This window comes from Clostridium algifaecis (assembly GCF_017874415.1).
In the GTDB taxonomy this organism is placed as follows: Bacteria; Bacillota; Clostridia; order Clostridiales; family Clostridiaceae; genus Clostridium_B; species Clostridium_B algifaecis.
The window spans coordinates 13,867-31,914 of the sequence record NZ_JAGGLM010000027.1 but is presented as its reverse complement, the minus strand read 5'-3'; the positions used below and the strand labels follow the sequence as shown (position 1 = coordinate 31,914).

Sequence of the window (18,048 nt, the reverse complement as noted above, 5' to 3'; positions counted from 1 at the left end):
CTTCATTCATATATGCCAAAAAAATTTTCCCTACTGCTGTTGAATGCAAGCAAAATTGCTGGAGGCTGATTTACCAACAAGGACAGTTATGCCACTTCTACTTTCAATTCTAATTTCATAGTGACTGCCATAAGCTTCTATTTTGGAAATTCGACCATTCCATTTTTCTACTTTATCATCTAGATCTAATTTACAATTAAAATTAATGCTCAAATTAGCCACCTCCATTTAAATAAGTTCTATTTCGTTTTGAGCACTCATTACAATTTCGGTATCAATAACATTAGAATTTTTTTGATACCCTAGTATTAAGCACTTCTCAATAATATTATTAAGAACTCTAATAGAACCATTTGAACAAGAATTTATAGCTTCAACAGCATTACCATTAAAGATTTTATTTGGAACACCACAAAGCTGCATTCTAGAGTATATATAGTTTTCAGCTTCTTCTTTTGAAATACCTTGATAATTGTAATTTATAACAATTCTTTGCTTTAAGGCTTCATGAATTTGCTTTGATAAAATATTATTAAGCAAAGGTTGTGCGGAAAGGATTAAAATAGCGTAATTTTTAGAGTCCATATCAAAATTAAGCAGAAGTTTTAAATCATTTAAGACTTCCGTCTTAAGATACTGGAATTCATCTACAATGATAACAGGAACAATTTTTTTATCTCTTGATAAAGTTACAATTCTTTCTTGTATAGCTCTAAATAAATCAACCTTCTTTGAATAAGGCTCTATCCCAAGTCCATAAGCAATAGATTTATAAAATTCAAGTACTGTAACAGTAGATAACAGAATATATACAACTTTAAATAAATTAGGATTAAGTGAGTTTGCAAAATATCTTAAAGTAGAAGTTGACCTATATACTTTGCTGGAACTTCAAATTGCTTAGTGTTTAGTTGAATTGTGACATCATTGTTAACCTTCCTGCTAACGCGGTGAAGAAAATTATTTTCTAAATCTTCAGTAGGTACAAATTTAATTTTGTCCATATCTTGTAAATATCTATTTCGTGGTGTTGAATTAAGTGATGAATGTTTAATGTTGTTATATTTTTCATTAAGATATATAGTAAAATCATGATTTAACTCATCTAAACATGAATAATCATTCCAATCTATACCATTCATTCAATTATCTTTTATAGTTCTAAAACTCCTCTCAATCTTGCCCTTAGACTCTGGAGAATAAGCTTTTGTATGGATTAAATCAGTTCCTATAGATGCACGAATTAATCCAAGTTGATCATTTTTATAAGTTTTACCATTATCAACAAACAGCCTTTTGGGTATCCCATATTTAGATATAGATTTTTTAAATACACTTTGCATATTAACAGCATTATCATTAAAGAAGAGCTCTCCATGAAGTATTAGTCTGGATGCATCATCTAAAAATGTAATTAAATAAGTCTGCCTCTTTTGACCATTTACCTTAATTACTGGACCATGAGAGGTATCTGACTGCCAGCAATCGTTAGCAAACTCCATTTCATAAGCTTTTCTATCAATAGGGGCTATCTGATTTCTTTTTAAATTGTTTTCTCTTATGTATCTTAAAACAGTAGCTTTGGATGTAGTACTTGCTTTAATATATCCTTCTTCGATAAGTTTTGTATAAACCAAGGTTTCTGTTATATAGGGATAATGCTCTTTTAGTTCATGTATTTTTTTAATAGCATCTAAACTTAAATTTCTTGGCTTTCCAAGATCTTTTCTTGTTTTAGGAATCAATGCATCAAAACCTTTATTTTTATAATCTAAATACCATTTTTTAATAGCACCAGAAGAATACCTTACAGGTGTATCGTCAGGTAAAGTATGAGTTTTTGCTGCAATTTCTCTAAAATACTGACTTATGGAAGACGCTTCATAAGTTTCATTAACTACTGAAGCAATTAGTGAAAATCGAAAAAGTGCAATATCCTGTAATTTTTTATCAATCATGTATGAAAACCTCCTAAATATATTTCTTATTATTAAACGTTTCTTGTATCTAAAAAATTGTATATTAGACTCGTGAAAGAATATAACAAATCAATTATGCAATGTATATTTTGCATTAAACAAAATAGGCTAGCATACTTACCAGTTATTTTTTTGTATGTGTCTTAGTGCGTTCATAGACTATTACGTAGTTAAAGTAGTTGAAAGTGCATAAAAGAATTAGAGCATTTCTGTAAAATAAAAACAAATTTGCAATATGATATTTATATAATTAATTATGGAATATTAATTCGCATAAAGAAATTTAATTGTTGTTTATATTAAATTTCTTAATATTTCATCTAAGAAATAGTATTTCAACATATAACTAAGTTAATAAAAAATATCTTTATTAACCTAGTAGTTATAGTGTTTCACACTTTTTAGTAAGTTATATTAAAAAAAAGTGTGTACTTGTTCGATATTTTTTTGTTGTGTATACTTTCAAATAGAAAAGATATTTAATCTAATAAACTAGGAAGGAGTTTGAAATAGTGGAGAATTTACTGAAAAAAATAATGTTTACTACAAAAAAATATAATAAAGATGAGGAGTAGAGAAGAATATGTTTACAAAAGAGATGTTTCAAAATATGTTTAAACCAGGCAAAATAGGAAATTTAGAAATTAAAAATAGTTTGGTTGTTCCTCCTATGCTGAGTGAATATGCTGATGAAGATGGTAACTTTACAGAAAGATATATCAGATATTACGAAGAGAAAGCTAAAGGTGGATTTGGTCTTATAATAGCTGAGGACAATGCAGTAGAGGCTCGTGGAGCAGGATTTACAAAACTAGCTGGTCTTTGGTATGATTCTCAAATAGAGAAGCACAAGGAATTTACAAGTAGAATTCAAGCTTATGGAGCTAAAATTTTTGTGCAAATTTATCATGCAGGACGGGAAGCTAGTAAATCTATAATAGGAAAACAACCTGTAGCCCCATCACCAGTACATGATCCAGCAATATTTGAAATCCCTCACGAGTTAACTTTAGAAGAAGTAATAGAACTAGAGGATAAATTCGTAGATTCAATAGTAAGAGCACAAAAAGCAGGGTATGATGGAATTGAACTTCATGGTGCTCACGGATATCTAATTAATCAGTTTGTACCTCCTTTTTCAAATAAAAGAACTGATATATATGGTGGGAATCTAATAAATCGTTTGAGATTTCCTTTAAATATAATAAACAAAGCTTATGAAAAGGTTGGAAGAGATTTTGTAATTACTTACAGAATAAGTGCTGATGAATTTGTAGAGGGCGGGCTTACTATCGAAGATTCAAAAATTATAGCTCCTATTCTTGAAGCTGCAGGAATCAAAGCCATACATGTATCTGGAGCAGTTTATAAAACAGGGTATCTTCCTTCAGCACCATACCAAGCTGCTACAGCTCTCTTTTCAGATTTAGCTAAGGAAATTAAATCTGTTGTAAATATACCTGTAATTGCAGTTAATAAGATCAATACTCCATTTATAGCTGAGTCTATATTAAAACAGGGAAAATCAGATTTTGTAGCGATAGGAAGAGCCTCTATAGCTGATCCTGAATTTCCTAATAAAGTTATGGAAGGAAGACTAGATGATATTATCCCTTGTATATCTTGTGACCAAGGATGCCAAGGACATATAGGTGTTCAAAAACCAGTTTCATGTTTAGTAAATCCAAGAACAGGACGTGAAGGAGAGTACAATTTAGAGAAAGTAGCTAATCCTAAAAAAATTATGATTATAGGTGCCGGATTAGCTGGAATGCAGGCTGGAGTTATAGCTGCTATACCATCAGGAAAAGAAGTATTTAATTCATTTGTAGTATATTTAAAAGGTCAATTAGATAAACATAAAGTTAAAGTGCATTTAAATACAGAGGTTACAGAAGAAATTATAAATACTTTTAATCCAGATTACATAATTCTTTCTGCAGGAGCTAATCCAATTACGATTCCATTTAAGGGAATAGAAAAAAATAAAAATGTAGTTCAAGCTAATGAAATTTTATCTGGAAAAGTTATGCCAGGTAGAAATATAGCTATTGTAGGGGGAGGACTAGTTGGAATGGAAACGGCTGAACATTTAGCTGTTCATGAGTCATCTGTAACTGTAATAGAGATGAAAGAAACTCATCTAGAAGAGATGGCGGGAATCCCTAAAGCATTTATGATAAAGAGCTTAGAGCACAATAAAGTTGATATAAGATTAGGAACTAAACTAGAAGAGATTAGAGAAAATAGTATAGTTATTAGTAAAAATGGTAATTTTGAAGAAATATTAGTTGATCAAATAATTTTAGCTATAGGTTCTAGACCTAACCTAGCTCTTGAAGAGATTATAAAAGGAAAATATTCATATACTAAAGCTGGAGATATTACTGGAGTAGCAGATGGAATAATATCTGCGAAAGAGGGATACGAGGCTGCACTTAATATAAAATAATATCTAATAGATTTTGAGTATTTTCAATAAAATTTTTATAAGGAAACCCAGAAGTGAAATTTTTGTTGCTGGGTTTCCTTATAACTGTGTTATCTATCTGATAAAGCTCATAGCAACTCCTAAAAGGAATCCACTTGTTGTAGCCTTTTTGGAACAAGTAATGAAAATTAATAAAATTATTTTAATAAAATTTTATTAAAAATAGAATAGATGCCTCAAATGTGTTAGGTGTAAGTTACCAATACCAAACCTGTTAATCTATGCTAACAATAATATTAAGCCAAGGTGAAGCAATATACAAATATATTTTATAGCTAAATCTAACATATTCTTCTGCGTTAAAGAATCATATGATAAATTTAGTTTCTGGTATTAATGCTAAAATAAATGTGACAATCTGATAAATTCAAAGTATCATAAGAATTTGTAAAATTATAAAATGGATATATAACAGGATTGAACAACAGTTTCAAATTTGCAAATGCCTGAACAGTTACAATACAATTACATTAGGTATATAATTAAAAACTGGTATACAGGCTCTATTAGCAGTAATATTTCTCATATTATGTTAAAAACTTAAATAAAGAAGAAGTTGTGGAATGGTATCATAATAATAAGATTTGAATGTTAGCTAATAAAGAGTTAACTAATATGATATTAAATTGTAACATAAAAATATATATAGCAATAATTGTCCTAAGGAAATACCTTAGCGAAAATAAAAAATAATAGTTTCCATATTAGGAAAAATAAGTACCTGTCATTTAGGGTACTTATTTTTGTATTAATTTTTATTAATATTGATTTCTTGTGATTATCTGAAAATACAGTTTTTCCGCTATTTTATTCAAAGAATAAGCCAAATTCTGAAGCAATTCTAACCAAAAAATCAATTGGATTTAAAAAAAGAAATGGGGTGCTGTTTTTGTATTATACTAAGTTCAGATTTAAAGTTGAAAGGAGCAAAAAGATGATAGTAAAGAAAAAAAGAGGAAGTCTTTCATACTTGTTAGCTGTTGTATTAATGTTATTTATTACAGTTAAGCTCCTTTCATCTTTTGAATATGTGGCACATGAATTTAAAGAACTTTTAATAGATACAAATACTGAAACGATATACATATATGAAAATAATAACTAGGAGATGATCATATTAAGAGTATGCACCAGGGGTTCACCTAAGTGTAAATAAAAAAGAGGAGGATATATTGAATGAATATATCTGCTATAAGAAAAAATCTAAGAGAGAAGGAGGACTTTCAACTATACTAGCTTCTGTATTTTTGATTCTTTTAACTGTATATATATTTAATTCCGCTATTCATCCAACAACTGTTGCAATTAAAGAACAGGGACAGGATGCAGGGCAGGCTATTGTTCAAGAAAAAACAAATATTATATCTGATTTTCTTCCAACTACATTTACAGATCCAACAGTTACAAAATAGAAAAAGACCTCTTAGTAGATTCTTTTTCTTAGAATTAATTTTGATTTTCAGCGTTATCTTTTAAAATTTTCACGAGGGCAGTTTTGGTAAAATACTAATAAGCTCAATCAAAGAAATTAAATAATAGTTAGAAAGGGAGATGGAAAAGTTGAATAATTTGATAATGCTAAAGCCATTTGAGAAAGTTGGAATAGGGAAATAAGGGTTGCATTGTTGAATAATAAACCAATATTTAATTTATATGATACTTGTTTCAATTTAAGGTATGTAAGAATGGTAAAGCCTAAAGGTAGAGAATACAAGCAAACAAATAAGAAAAGACTTTATAACTAAATTATGTGAAAGCCTCGATATAACTGGGTTAGACACCAACGGGAAAACTTTTAAAATAACATATAAAGATAGAGCTAAAGTTGATTTTGAGAATATAAGAAGGGAAGTGCCACCGGGTTTATACTAATGGGTATGTTTTTAATTATATTTTTTGTTGACTGCTACCTCATAATGCTCCATTACGCTTATGTAAGAAATGAAAGATATATTATATCCAGTGATATAGAAAATTCATATAGACAGCCTATATGTACTTATGAAAATAACTTCAGTCAATTTTGTACAAGCATGGATTTTATAAATCCTAATTATAAACCAAAAGAAGTATATGTTATATTATCTGTAAATACTGATTTTAATATTGATTATATAATAAAGAACTCTAAAACACGTCTAAGCAGCAACCCACTAAATAACAAAGAAGCAGCTGATATGTTTGATGAAAAAATTGCTAATGACAGCCAGAAAACAAAAATTGAAAATTACTTAAATTCGAGTCCTAAAAATATCATGGTGTTTTGTAAATATAAAAATAATTTAGTTGATGTTGAAAAATCTTTCACTATTAATAATAAATAAACTATTTTTAATGAGGAGAAGGTGCTGATAAAAAATTACACTACAGCCAAAATAATTGTTTATTCCATGTGGTTATGCTTACTACTTATTGTCATGGATATATTATGCATAATTGTGTATAAGGTAGATGATAAAAAGTTTGTGCTAAATAGAAATTTAGATGCAATAAAGGCAGTTGCTTTGGCAGAAAATTTACATACACAGGAAACTATAGATACGGACAGAGGTTTCATATTCAATTTGAGTGATAAAAGAAGAAACATTTTAGATTCAAAGCTAGATAGACTGCAGTATGACTTAAATAAATCTGTACCTGTAAGAGAACTTATAGAAAAGTGTTCTGAAAAGATAACATTTGCTGAGATAAGTAATACCGGGGCTGATTTGTATACTGCAAGGGCATTTTACCTATGTCTGGGAGGATAAAATAGATAAAAAAAAGCTCCAGCAGTAGCACTTTTTTACGGAACTATAGGACTTACCATCATGCTAATTGTACTTTCACTTGCTTTAATAGGACAGAAAATTATAAAACAGAATGATGAAAGTATACCGCTAGTTACATATTTAGCCATTGGATGTCTGACAACATTTTTATTAAATCTATAAATGGGAGCGTCTATGTACCACAAATTAAAGAATACAAAAAAGAAAATTGTTTTTTAACTATAATGCTAGCAATAATCATAATTGTGTCTGCCTCTTTTATAATTCATAAAAATTCAAGATCTATTAATGTTGAAGTTGTAGGAAGATCTATGGAACCTACCCTTATATTTAGGTGAGAAACTTACAGCTAATAGAAATACTGACAGCATAAAGAGAGAAAATATAATTATTTTTAAATCTCAACAAGAAGGTGAAGAAGACAAGATACTTATAAAGAGAGTTATCGGTATACCTAATGACAAAATGATAGCAGAACCTTATATAAAAGAAAAGATGAATTCAACTATAGATCATGGCAAACGCATGAAAAGTTATAATCTCTTATTCTCCAGAAAAATTCTGAAATAAATTGGGAATGTATAATATTAAAATGTGATAGGATAAGAATAAGCAAAGTACTAATTAAAAAACTGGATTGATCCATTTATTTCAGATGAAAGTTAACTAAATTTTTATTACTCACAAAATTACACTTGTGACTTAATACTAGTAAGCTGCTTTCCACAATAAATTCGATAAAAATTATTATTAGGAGTTACATACTATATTTTTTCGAAATAGAGTTCTTCTAACTATTGCACATCTTAAAATTGCAGTAGCATCCTTTGCTACGCAGTGGAGTCCCATAAAATTCATGTTCTTCCACGTTTTCTTATAGTATATCTAATTTAGAGGCAATTGTACAAGTATATTTAGGTAATTAAGAGAAATGCTGTGTCAAAATTGAGTTGTATCTAGCAAAAATATACAAAATTAAGTTATTTAAAGCAATTGAATAGTAAAATATGAAATTTACTCAATTGTAAATTTGTATAATAAGTTGCATTAGATATTGTTTAAGTGGCTGATGAAATTTTGTTTAATATACAATAAAATAATCATATAGTCCATATAAAAACTAAATGTGTTTCTTGTAATCGTTGTTTTAAGATTTAAATGAGATATTTAGCATCACAATAATAGGTACTATTACTAAGAAAATAACTATATTTAAAATTTTGTATTGCTCAGAGAAACATATCATTATGGAAATGAATTTATCTTGTTAGTTAGTTTACCTATGTGGAAAATGATCTCAAATAAATGATTAAAAAAATCTAGAATAGATAAATTTGTTTTTTTAATTGGTTCGTAAAGGATACCTCATAATATATTAGTCACATTAAGTGAAGTAAATCCTTTTTGATATAGCTTGAAAATTCTTTAACTATAATGAATTTGGGGTTTAGCAAACTGCTAAAATCAAAAAAATAAGGGAGGAGTTCATATGATTACAATAGTTGCCAAAAACACAGTAAATAAAGATTATATCCATGAATTTATAAAATTAACAAGCAAATTAATAGAAGAAAGCAGAAAGGAAAATGGATGTAAAATGTATCACCTATATCAAGATAATAATAATAAAAATATATTGACTTTTATTGAAAAATGGGAAAATGAAGAGTCAATTAGAATTCATAATGAATCTATTCATTTCAAAAAGATTGTTCCAAAATTAAATCGTATCCAGGAAAAAGATACAGAAGTTAATTTATATAAAGAAATTGAATAGTGAAACATGAAATTTATTCAATTGTAAATTTGCATAATCTTATATGGTATCTATACTTATAATAAATACCATGTTTATTTATTATAAGTAAAGGTTGGATTTAACTTTGGAGTATAAACCTTTACTTATATATAAAGATGAGCTGAATATTATTTAAGTGGTTAATAAAATTTTATATGGAGGGATAAATATGTTAAAAAAAATGAAGGCTGCAATGTTTGTAGAACCAAAAAAAATAGAAATACAGAAGGTTAATATTCCAGAAATATCTGATGATGAGGTATTAATAAAAGTAAAATATTGTGGAATTTGTGGTACAGATGTACATATATACAATGGAGAATATTCAAGGGATCAACTTCCATTAATAGCAGGACATGAATTTTCAGGTATTGTAGAAAAGGTTGGAAGTAAAGTTAAGAGATTTAAAGGTGGAGAAAGGGTTACTGCAGATGTAAATTTAAGTTGTGGCACATGCTATTATTGTAGACATGATCAGCCACTTATGTGCAGTGAAATGAGACAATTAGGTATTCATATGAATGGTGCTTTTGCAGAATATGTTAAGGTTCCGCAAGATAAAGTATATGTGTTACCAGAGAACATAGATTTTAAAGGTGCTGCATTATTAGAACCTATATCTTGTGTTGTTCGTGCAGCTAAAAAGCATAACTTAAAATTTGCAGAAAGTGTAGCAATTATAGGTGATGGAGCTATAGCTCTTATGCATTTACAAATGGCTAAAATTTTGGGAGCTGCTCCTATTATATTAATAGGTCTTGATGAAAATAGAATGAAAAAAGCAAAAAAATTGGGTGCGGATTATGTTATAAAATCTAATTCTAATATGTATGAAAAGGTAAAAGCATTAACTGAAGGAAGAGGAGCAGATTTGGTAATAGAATCTGTAGGATTAAAGATTACCAATGAACAATCATTTGGATTAGTTAGGCCTGGAGGTAGAATAATGCCTTTTGGTATAGCTAGTGACGATTGTGTAGTTGGATATAAGCCATTAGATATGGTTCTAAAAGAATTAACAATGATATCAACAGTTGCAGGTGCTAAAAATGATTTAGCTGATGCAATAACTCTTGTACAATATAATAAATTTAAATTAGATGATTACAAAACAACAATAATGCCTTTAGAAAAAATTAGTGATGCTTTTAATGTTTTAAAAACAGATTCAAATGTACTTAAAGTATTAATAAAAATTGATAACGAATAATTATTGCTAAAATATAATAATAAATTTTAGCAATAAGTGACTGTTATAGTAATTTAAAAATGCTGTAATAGTCCTTTTTTTAGTAAATTATATATAAATTACTAAAAAACATAAAAATTAATTATTTTATATAAAAATGTTTTAAAAATAAAATTGTAAGCTGGTATGATGTAAAAAAGAGACTTCGAAGAACGATTATGTTTTTATTTTATTGGTATGTTTTTGGAAAATAAATCAGTTTAATATAGACATTTATACAATAAATACTAGAGTATATTATAAACTTGTCTGATGATAACAAATTAATATAGCAATATAATTGTTTACATAAAGACATATTAAACCAAAGTAAGGGAGAAGATGTATATGTTATTGCTTAAATGTAATCCTACAATTCATAGTTTTGATAAATTTGGCGAATTTGCAGAAGAATTTAATGTAGGTGATGGAGATCTTGTATTAACTTTAAGTTTTTTATATGATTCAGTTTTTAAACCATTAAATTTAAAATGCAAATATATATTCCAAGATAAGTATGGTCTTGGAGAGCCAACAGATGAAATGGTAAAGGGAATATTTGAAGAAACAGAGAAATTCAATTATAAGAGAGTTATAGCTGTTGGTGGAGGTACTGTAATAGATATAGCTAAGTTAATGACTCATTCTGGAGTATCTAAAGACATAGACTTATATGATCTTTTTACTAAAAAAATTCATTTCCATAAAAATAAAGAACTAATTATTGTTCCAACTACTTGTGGAACTGGCAGCGAGGTTACCAATATTTCAATAGTAGGTTTTATAAAGAAAAATACAAAATTTGGTCTAGCTATTGATGAACTTTATGCTGATCATGCTGTATTAATAACAGAGTTTCTAAGAACTCTTCCTTTTAATCCATTTATAACTAGTTCAATAGATGCTTTAATCCATTCTATGGAATCTTATTTAGCACCAAAATCCAATGCTTATACAGAATTGTATAGCTTAAAGGCAATGAAGCTAATATTAAAAGGATACTTGGATATAGCACAAAAAGGTAAAGAATACAGAAAACAAATTATGAATAGATTTGCTATAGCTAGTAATTATGCAGGAATAGCTTTTAGTAATACTGGAGTTGGTGCTGTACATGCTATATCTTATCCATTGAGTGGAAAATATCATGTAGCACATGGAGAGGCAAATTACCAGTTTTTAACACAAATTTTAAGAACTTATTACAAAATGAATAGTAAAGGAAAAATCAAAGAATTAAATACTCGTCTTTCATCTATTTTAAATGTTAGAGATGATGCGGAGACCATATATGAAAAAATAGATGAACTATTGGGAAGCTTTTTACCTAAGAAAAAACTTAGTGAATATGGTATGCAAAAAGATGAAATAAATAAATTTTCAGAACTAGTAATTGAAACTCAACAGAGATTACTTAAAAATAATTATGTCCCTTTTGATAAAAAGGTTATAAACTCTGTATATGAAAATTTGTTTTAAAGAGTTTTTAGTAAGAAATAGCATGTAATTTTTAGATAATAAAGTATTTATTATTATGATTATAACTAAATATTAAGAGGTGAAAGAAAATGCTAGACAAGAATAAGGTAAAAGAATTAAATATTTTTGCTATAAAAATTAGAATAGAAACTATAAGACAAATAGCAACAAGAGGTTTTGGACATATAGGTGGGGCTATGTCTATATGTGATGTTTTAGCAGTTTTATATGGTGATGTTATGAAAATAGATCCTAAAAACCCTAAATTAGAGGATAGAGACTGGTTTGTGTGCTCTAAGGGACATGCAGGTCCTGCAGTATATTCTGCATTAGCTTTAAGTGGTTTTTTTAAAGTAGAAGAATTAAAAACACTAAATCAACATGGAACAAATCTTCCAAGTCATTGTGATAGAACAAAGACTCCAGGGATAGATGTAACAACAGGTTCTTTAGGACAAGGATTGTCTGTAGCTACAGGAGTATCACTAGGACATAAATTAGATAAAAAGAACAGCTATACCTATGTAATATTAGGAGATGGAGAATGTAACGAAGGACAAGTATGGGAAGCAGCTTTATATATAGCCCAAAAGAAACTTAGCAATTTAATCGCCTTTGTAGACTATAATAAGCAACAAATAGATGGATATACAAAAGATATAAATGATCTTGGGGATATGCGTCAAAAGTTTGAGGATTTTGGGTGGTATGCATTAAGTATAGATGGATCAAGAGTTGAAGAAATAGAGAAGGCTATTGAAAAATCTAAAGCACAAAACGAAAAGCCTTCAATGATAATATTAAACACAAGGAAAGGAGCAGGCTGCAGTTTTGCTGAAAATATATTAAATAACCATCATATAAATATATCTATGGAACAGGGAAATGAAGCTATTGAAATATTAGAAAATAAATTAAAAACTTTAATGAGTAATTAGGGGACGGTGAAAATGATGAGTATTATATTAGCAAAGGAAAATGTAAATGATTCGAGAGCTATGAGAGATGTTTATGCAGAAACACTTATGGATTTAGCGGCAAAGGATGAACGAGTTGTTGCTTTAGATGCAGATTTGATGTCATCTATGGGTATGAAGCCTTTTGCAAAAAAATATCCAGATAGAACTTTTGATGTAGGAATAGCTGAAGCCAATATGATAGGAGTAGCTAGTGGTTTATCCTTAACAGGAAAGATACCTTTTGCGCATACATTTGGAGTTTTTGCTTCAAGAAGAGCTTGTGATCAAATTGCTATATCAGGAGCATATCAAAATGCCAATATAAGAATAGTAGGAAGTGATCCTGGAATTACAGCAGCATATAATGGGGGAACACATCAGTCTTTTGAAGATTTAGGCATAATGAGAGGAATTCCAACGATGACTGTTATGGAACCTACAGATACCACAATGCTAAAGGATATAATAAAACAAGTTAAAAACGAGTATGGTATGTTCTATATAAGACTTGTAAGAAAGACTTCTACAAAAATATATGAAGAAGGTTCAAAATTTGAAATAGGAAAAGCTGTAGAAGTAGTTTCAGGAACAGATGCTACAGTAATAGCTTCGGGGTTATTAGTAGCTGAAGCTATAAAAGCAGCAAAAGTTTTGAAAGATAGAGGTATATATATAAGAGTGCTTAATATGTTTACTATAAAACCTATTGACAAAGAAGCTATTATAAAGAGTGCAAATGAAACAGGTGCTATAGTAACAGCAGAAAATCATAATATATTAAATGGATTAGGATCTGCAGTAGCAGAAGTGTTAGGAGAAAATATCCCAATACCAATGGAAAGAATTGGTATGAAAGATCGCTATGGAGAAGTTGGTTCAATAGATTATTTAAAAGAAAAATATGGAATGAACAGTTCTAATATAGTAGAAAAAGTAGAAAAGGTCATAAAAAGAAAAAATAATAAGTAAAGAGGAGTTAATTATGAAAGCAGCAGTTATTGAAGAGTTTAATAATATAGTAATGAAAGAAGTACTTGAACCAGAATTAGGATATGATGAAGCTTTAATAAAAGTTGAATATGCAGGTATATGTGGTACAGATGTTCATATATATCAAGGGCATCATAAACAAGCTAAACCACCACTAATTCCAGGTCATGAATTTGTTGGAAGGTTAGTTAAAGTTAATACAGATAAACATGTAAATTTAAAAATAGGTCAAAGAGTTGTGGCACAACCTTTAACTGGTTGTGGCAAATGTGAATTGTGTATTCAAGGAAGAGATAATGTTTGTGTAGATTTAAATATATTTGGTATTCATAGTAATGGATGTTTTGCAGAATATATAAAAGTACCTTTAAGAAAGGTTTATTCAGTACCAGAAGATATAGATCCCAAAATTGTAGCATTAGTAGAACCTTTAGCAGTAGCTATGCATGATGTTAGAAGAAGTAATTTAGATGTAGGTCAAACTGTTTTAATAATAGGTGGAGGTCCTATAGGTATATTAATAGCTATGGTTGCAAAGCTTAATGGAGCATCTAAAGTAGTTATAAGTGAGATAAATGAAAAACGTATTAAATTTGCAGAAGATATGAACATGAGATTTGAAATGATAAATCCATTAAAAGATGATGTGGATTCTAAGATTAATAAATTGACAAATAATATGGGGTTTGATGTAGTTTATGAAGTTTCAGGAGTTCAAGCAGGAGCAGACTTAATGACTAAGGCTGCAAAAATAGGTGGAACTATTATGATGGTAGGTATTCCAAGTAAGAGTCACACTGTAGACACTGGAGCGGTAACGTTAAAAGAGTTAAAGATGGAAGGTGTAAGAATACATGCACAAATAAACTTTGCAGCAGCGGTTGATGTTATTAGTAAGAATATATTTAATGATAAATTAAAAAGACTTATAACTGATGAATTTGACATAGAAAATGTAAAAGAAGCTATGGAATTTTCTATAAAAGATAAAGATCATTTTAAAGTATTATTAAAAATGAATTAATAGATACAATTTTAAAAAACTGTTATTTTACATGATATTTTGACATAGAAAGATTGTAAATTAGAAAATGGGGTACCTGAAATGCATATGCATACATTCAAGGGTATCGAGAGTGTGAGATTTTTTCTGTAAATTAGCTTTCTATGATATTTTAGAAAGACAGCTATATAAAAAATTATTTCTGTCTTAATTTCAAATATATAATTTAAAAATGAGTATGTCAATAACGCCTAATAAAAAAGGCGTTATTTTTATAAGAATTTTATTCAGAAAGTCTGCCATCATACATTATGGATAGTTCACCATAAACTTTACCCCAGTTTCTGAGGACTGACGTCCATTTTTTAGTTGCCTCAAATGTTGCAAGATAAAGTGCCTTGAGAAGTGCAGTATCACTTGGAAATACGCTTCTTTGACTGTTTAACCTACGGTATGTGCTATTAAGACTTTCTATGGCATTCGTTGTATATATTACTTTTCTGACTTCTGGTGAGAATTTGAATATAGGGGTTATGGCATCCCAATTTTTCAACCAACTTCGCATAGCTCCTGGATATTTATCATTCCACTTCTCAGTTACAATCTCCAGATTTTTATGGGCAGTTTCCTCGGATGGAGCCTGATATATACTCTTAAGATCCTTTGCAAAATCTTTCTTGTGTTTATAAGATACATATTTAAGTGTATTTCTTATCTGATGTACGATGCATCTCTGGTATTCTGTGTCCGGAAAGGACGCATTTATAGATTCTTTTATGCCAGAAAGACCATCTGCACAAAGTATGAGGATGTCTTTAACTCCTCTGTTCTTAAGCTCATTTAGAACACCAAGCCAGTATTTACTGCTCTCGTTCTCACCTATATTTATGGAAAGCACATCTTTTATTCCAGCATCATTTATACCCATGATTATATAGGCAGCAAGCTTTTTTACCATACCGTTATCTCTAACGGAAAAATGTACTGCATCTATGAAAACAATTGGATAAACTGTAGACAATGGACGCTGCTGCCACTGTTCAATCTCTGGTAATATGCGGTCCGTAATGTTAGATATCATACTTTCGCTTGCTTCAAAACCATATATATCTTCGATAATTTCAGATATTTGTCTTGTAGTCATGCCTTTTGCATACATTGATATTATTTTGTCTTCTATACTTGATATATCCTTCTGACGCTTTGCTACAGCCTGCGGCTGGAATGTGCTGTTTCTATCTTGAGGTACATCAATCTCCACTTCACCATAGTTACTGCGTACTTTCTTGCTTTTCTTACCATTCCTGTAGTTAGCTTCATCAGAACGTCCATACTTTTCATAGCCAAGATGATTGTCCATCTCACCTTCCATCATCTCCTGAAGAGTTCCTCCTAGTAGATCTTTCAGTGCATCTTGAATATCATCTGCAGATTTGATATCATACTCACTTAAAAGAGAAGTTATGATATTTCTCTTACCATCCGTCATTGGTTTTACCTTATAAACATCTTTTTTTCTTGCCATAAAAAAGCCTCCTATAATTTTTATTTTATCATAGAAAGCTTTATATTTTTATTTAATTTACAGACTTTTTACCACAGGCTCAAGGTATCCCATTTTCTAATTAAGGAAAAATATAATTATTTACAGACCCAATTTATTTAGAAAAGGTATAAGTTTTAAAGCAAGTTCTAATTCTAATAAATCATTTTCGAAAGTTATATCTATATGACATAATTCCTCTATTTTTTTTAATCTATATCTTATTGTATTGTGATGAAGGTTCATTTCTTTTGCACAGTTTCTAAAACTTCTATTGGAGTCAAAAAAACATTTTAGAGTTTTAAGAAGTTCTGAGTTATTTTCTATATCAGAATCAATTATAGGCTTTATGTATTTATTAGTGAATTTCTGAATATCATCACTAATGGAGGGATTGTTTAAAATAGAGTAAATGCCAAGATCTTTAAAATTAATAATAAAATCGTAATTGAAAAATTTTTTATAGCAATCGAAAGCTCTTAGTGCTTCACAATAGCTTGTCTTAATACCGTCTATAGATTTATGATAAGTACCTATTCCAAAACTGAAGTTTTTTATATTAAAAAAATTTTCAAGTTCTTTTTTTATTTTTATAATTTTAAGTTTTGTGCATTTAAAAATTTGTTCAAGTGAAAGATTTTTATCTATAGGATTAAAAACAATATAGTTACCATTAAAATCAAAAGCACTTAGTACTTTGTATTTAATATTAATATTATTTTCTATAAAGGTATAAATTTTATCTAGATCCTCGTATTCTGATATAGGTAAGTTTTTAGAAACTGATATTATATAGTTTTTATATAAATCTATGTTTAACTCATTAGATCTATACATTAATTGCTTTTTATCTAATTCTTTTACATTGAGCAATTCTAATAAGAACTTATTATGGATTGGACTGAATTTTCTTGTAGAATTTAAAAATTTATTTGAATAGAATTGAATACACACCACAATATAGTTGAATAAAGATATATCATTAGGTTTAAGTTTAGTATTTTTTTCATAAAGTAAAATGTAACCATGGCAATTCATCTTATGCTTTATATAAGAAAATAAAATAGAGTCTTTTTTAAAATCTATCCTTTTAATATTATTAGTGATAAAACTTGTTTGAGTATCATTGAAGTGCTCAACAAACTCTGATATATCAGATGTTTGGAAACTTACGGGATAAGCAGCAGATATATTGTTATAATTTATGTGTATATAACAAGGAATATTAAATATATTGTATATATATTTAACAATTTCATCAAAATTATTAGAATTTAAAATTCTATCTGACAATTCGGTCATTTTATTTAATAAGTCCTCATTAGATCCAGGATGTATATACATTAGATATAACAAAGGGTAAAACAATTCATACCAACCATATTCACTAGGTACATATAATATGGGAAAATCATTTCTATTACAAAAATCTATAACCTTAGGGGAAAGTTCAGTTATATATCTATTTACTTTAATTCCCAGAGCACATACTCCTCTATTAAATAGTTGTTTTACAATCTTATATTGAAGTTCATGATTATTTTTGCACATGAACCCTGTAGTTAAAAGAAATTCATTATTTTTTACAAATTTAAATGAATCAGGAGCCTCAAGAACGCCAAATTGATCTATTGGACGAGTTAATCCGTTAGCACCTGCGATTAATTTTGATTTGTTAAGAGGATGCAGCTTTAAAGCTTTATCTAAAATAATTCGCAAAACAATCACTTCCTTATGATATCTAGTGTAGCATATGCTACACGGATTGATTTTATTTGTCTTATACATTGATTATATAGAAACAAAA

18 protein-coding genes and 1 pseudogene are annotated in these 18,048 nt (G+C 28.7%); 13 read left to right on the top strand and 6 right to left on the bottom strand.

Translation table 11 applies throughout. The annotated features are described in order from the left end of the window. Window positions 1-30 precede the first annotated feature (30 nt). Genes J2Z42_RS13130 through J2Z42_RS13115 form a run of 4 tightly spaced genes read right to left on the bottom strand, consistent with a single transcriptional unit; the run spans window position 31 to window position 1,958 of the window. On the bottom strand, window positions 31-213 hold the full coding sequence (locus J2Z42_RS13130) for a DUF6618 family protein (RefSeq protein WP_209703225.1): 183 nt from the start codon (window positions 211-213) through the stop codon (window positions 31-33). Window positions 214-228: 15 nt separating this feature from the next. After that, complete coding sequence (locus tag J2Z42_RS13125) at window positions 229-807, bottom strand: ExeA family protein (RefSeq protein ID WP_342590034.1); 579 nt, start codon at window positions 805-807, stop codon at window positions 229-231. A 47-nt stretch (window positions 808-854) separates the two neighbouring features. After that, window positions 855-1,142: a hypothetical protein gene (locus J2Z42_RS13120; RefSeq protein WP_209703224.1), complete on the bottom strand. Its 288-nt coding sequence runs from the start codon at window positions 1,140-1,142 to the stop codon at window positions 855-857. Beyond that, a complete protein-coding gene (locus tag J2Z42_RS13115; RefSeq protein ID WP_209703223.1) occupies window positions 1,143-1,958 on the bottom strand; it encodes a DDE-type integrase/transposase/recombinase in 816 nt (271 codons plus the stop codon). It abuts the gene before it with no gap. 604 nt (window positions 1,959-2,562) lie between these two features. On the opposite strand from J2Z42_RS13115, the gene J2Z42_RS13110 reads away from it, so the two are divergent. The 13 genes and pseudogenes from J2Z42_RS13110 to J2Z42_RS13060 all read left to right on the top strand — a co-directional run bounded on the left by J2Z42_RS13110 (window position 2,563) and on the right by J2Z42_RS13060 (window position 14,719). Further along, window positions 2,563-4,431 (top strand): oxidoreductase, encoded by a 1,869-nt coding sequence (locus tag J2Z42_RS13110; RefSeq protein WP_209703222.1) that lies wholly within the window; start codon window positions 2,563-2,565, stop codon window positions 4,429-4,431. A 973-nt stretch (window positions 4,432-5,404) separates the two neighbouring features. Continuing rightward, window positions 5,405-5,575 (top strand): hypothetical protein, encoded by a 171-nt coding sequence (locus tag J2Z42_RS13105; RefSeq protein WP_209703221.1) that lies wholly within the window; start codon window positions 5,405-5,407, stop codon window positions 5,573-5,575. Between the two features lie 67 nt (window positions 5,576-5,642). Next, window positions 5,643-5,882, top strand: a complete 240-nt coding sequence (locus J2Z42_RS13100) for a hypothetical protein (RefSeq protein WP_209703220.1) — start codon at window positions 5,643-5,645, stop codon at window positions 5,880-5,882. Between the two features lie 459 nt (window positions 5,883-6,341). Further along, window positions 6,342-6,794: a hypothetical protein gene (locus J2Z42_RS13095; protein WP_209703219.1), complete on the top strand. Its 453-nt coding sequence runs from the start codon at window positions 6,342-6,344 to the stop codon at window positions 6,792-6,794. A gap of 21 nt (window positions 6,795-6,815) precedes the next feature. Then, complete coding sequence (locus J2Z42_RS13090; RefSeq protein ID WP_209703218.1) at window positions 6,816-7,220, top strand: hypothetical protein; 405 nt, start codon at window positions 6,816-6,818, stop codon at window positions 7,218-7,220. Window positions 7,221-7,280: 60 nt separating this feature from the next. Beyond that, the gene (locus J2Z42_RS14730; protein WP_281063559.1) at window positions 7,281-7,403 is read left to right on the top strand and encodes a hypothetical protein; all 123 of its coding nucleotides are present in this window, start codon (window positions 7,281-7,283) and stop codon (window positions 7,401-7,403) included. A gap of 189 nt (window positions 7,404-7,592) precedes the next feature. Further along, window positions 7,593-7,811 (top strand): annotated as a pseudogene (locus J2Z42_RS14815) (S26 family signal peptidase); the annotation flags it as partial. A 919-nt stretch (window positions 7,812-8,730) separates the two neighbouring features. After that, entirely contained in the window at window positions 8,731-9,018 is a 288-nt protein-coding gene (locus J2Z42_RS13085; protein WP_209703217.1) for a putative quinol monooxygenase, read from the top strand. A 190-nt stretch (window positions 9,019-9,208) separates the two neighbouring features. Next, on the top strand, window positions 9,209-10,249 hold the full coding sequence (locus tag J2Z42_RS13080; protein ID WP_209703216.1) for a zinc-dependent alcohol dehydrogenase: 1,041 nt from the start codon (window positions 9,209-9,211) through the stop codon (window positions 10,247-10,249). Between the two features lie 366 nt (window positions 10,250-10,615). Then, window positions 10,616-11,746: a 4-hydroxybutyrate dehydrogenase gene (locus J2Z42_RS13075; protein WP_209703215.1), complete on the top strand. Its 1,131-nt coding sequence runs from the start codon at window positions 10,616-10,618 to the stop codon at window positions 11,744-11,746. Window positions 11,747-11,835: 89 nt separating this feature from the next. Continuing rightward, entirely contained in the window at window positions 11,836-12,684 is an 849-nt protein-coding gene (locus J2Z42_RS13070; protein WP_209703214.1) for a transketolase, read from the top strand. 15 nt (window positions 12,685-12,699) lie between these two features. Further along, entirely contained in the window at window positions 12,700-13,674 is a 975-nt protein-coding gene (locus tag J2Z42_RS13065; RefSeq protein WP_209703228.1) for a transketolase family protein, read from the top strand. Between the two features lie 13 nt (window positions 13,675-13,687). Further along, window positions 13,688-14,719: a zinc-dependent alcohol dehydrogenase gene (locus tag J2Z42_RS13060; RefSeq protein ID WP_209703213.1), complete on the top strand. Its 1,032-nt coding sequence runs from the start codon at window positions 13,688-13,690 to the stop codon at window positions 14,717-14,719. A gap of 262 nt (window positions 14,720-14,981) precedes the next feature. On the opposite strand, the gene J2Z42_RS13055 is transcribed toward J2Z42_RS13060, so the two are convergent. Then, window positions 14,982-16,223, bottom strand: a complete 1,242-nt coding sequence (locus J2Z42_RS13055; protein WP_439897332.1) for an IS256 family transposase — start codon at window positions 16,221-16,223, stop codon at window positions 14,982-14,984. 120 nt (window positions 16,224-16,343) lie between these two features. Further along, the gene (locus J2Z42_RS13050) at window positions 16,344-17,960 is read right to left on the bottom strand and encodes a PucR family transcriptional regulator (RefSeq protein WP_209703212.1); all 1,617 of its coding nucleotides are present in this window, start codon (window positions 17,958-17,960) and stop codon (window positions 16,344-16,346) included. Between the last annotated feature and the right edge of the window lie 88 nt (window positions 17,961-18,048).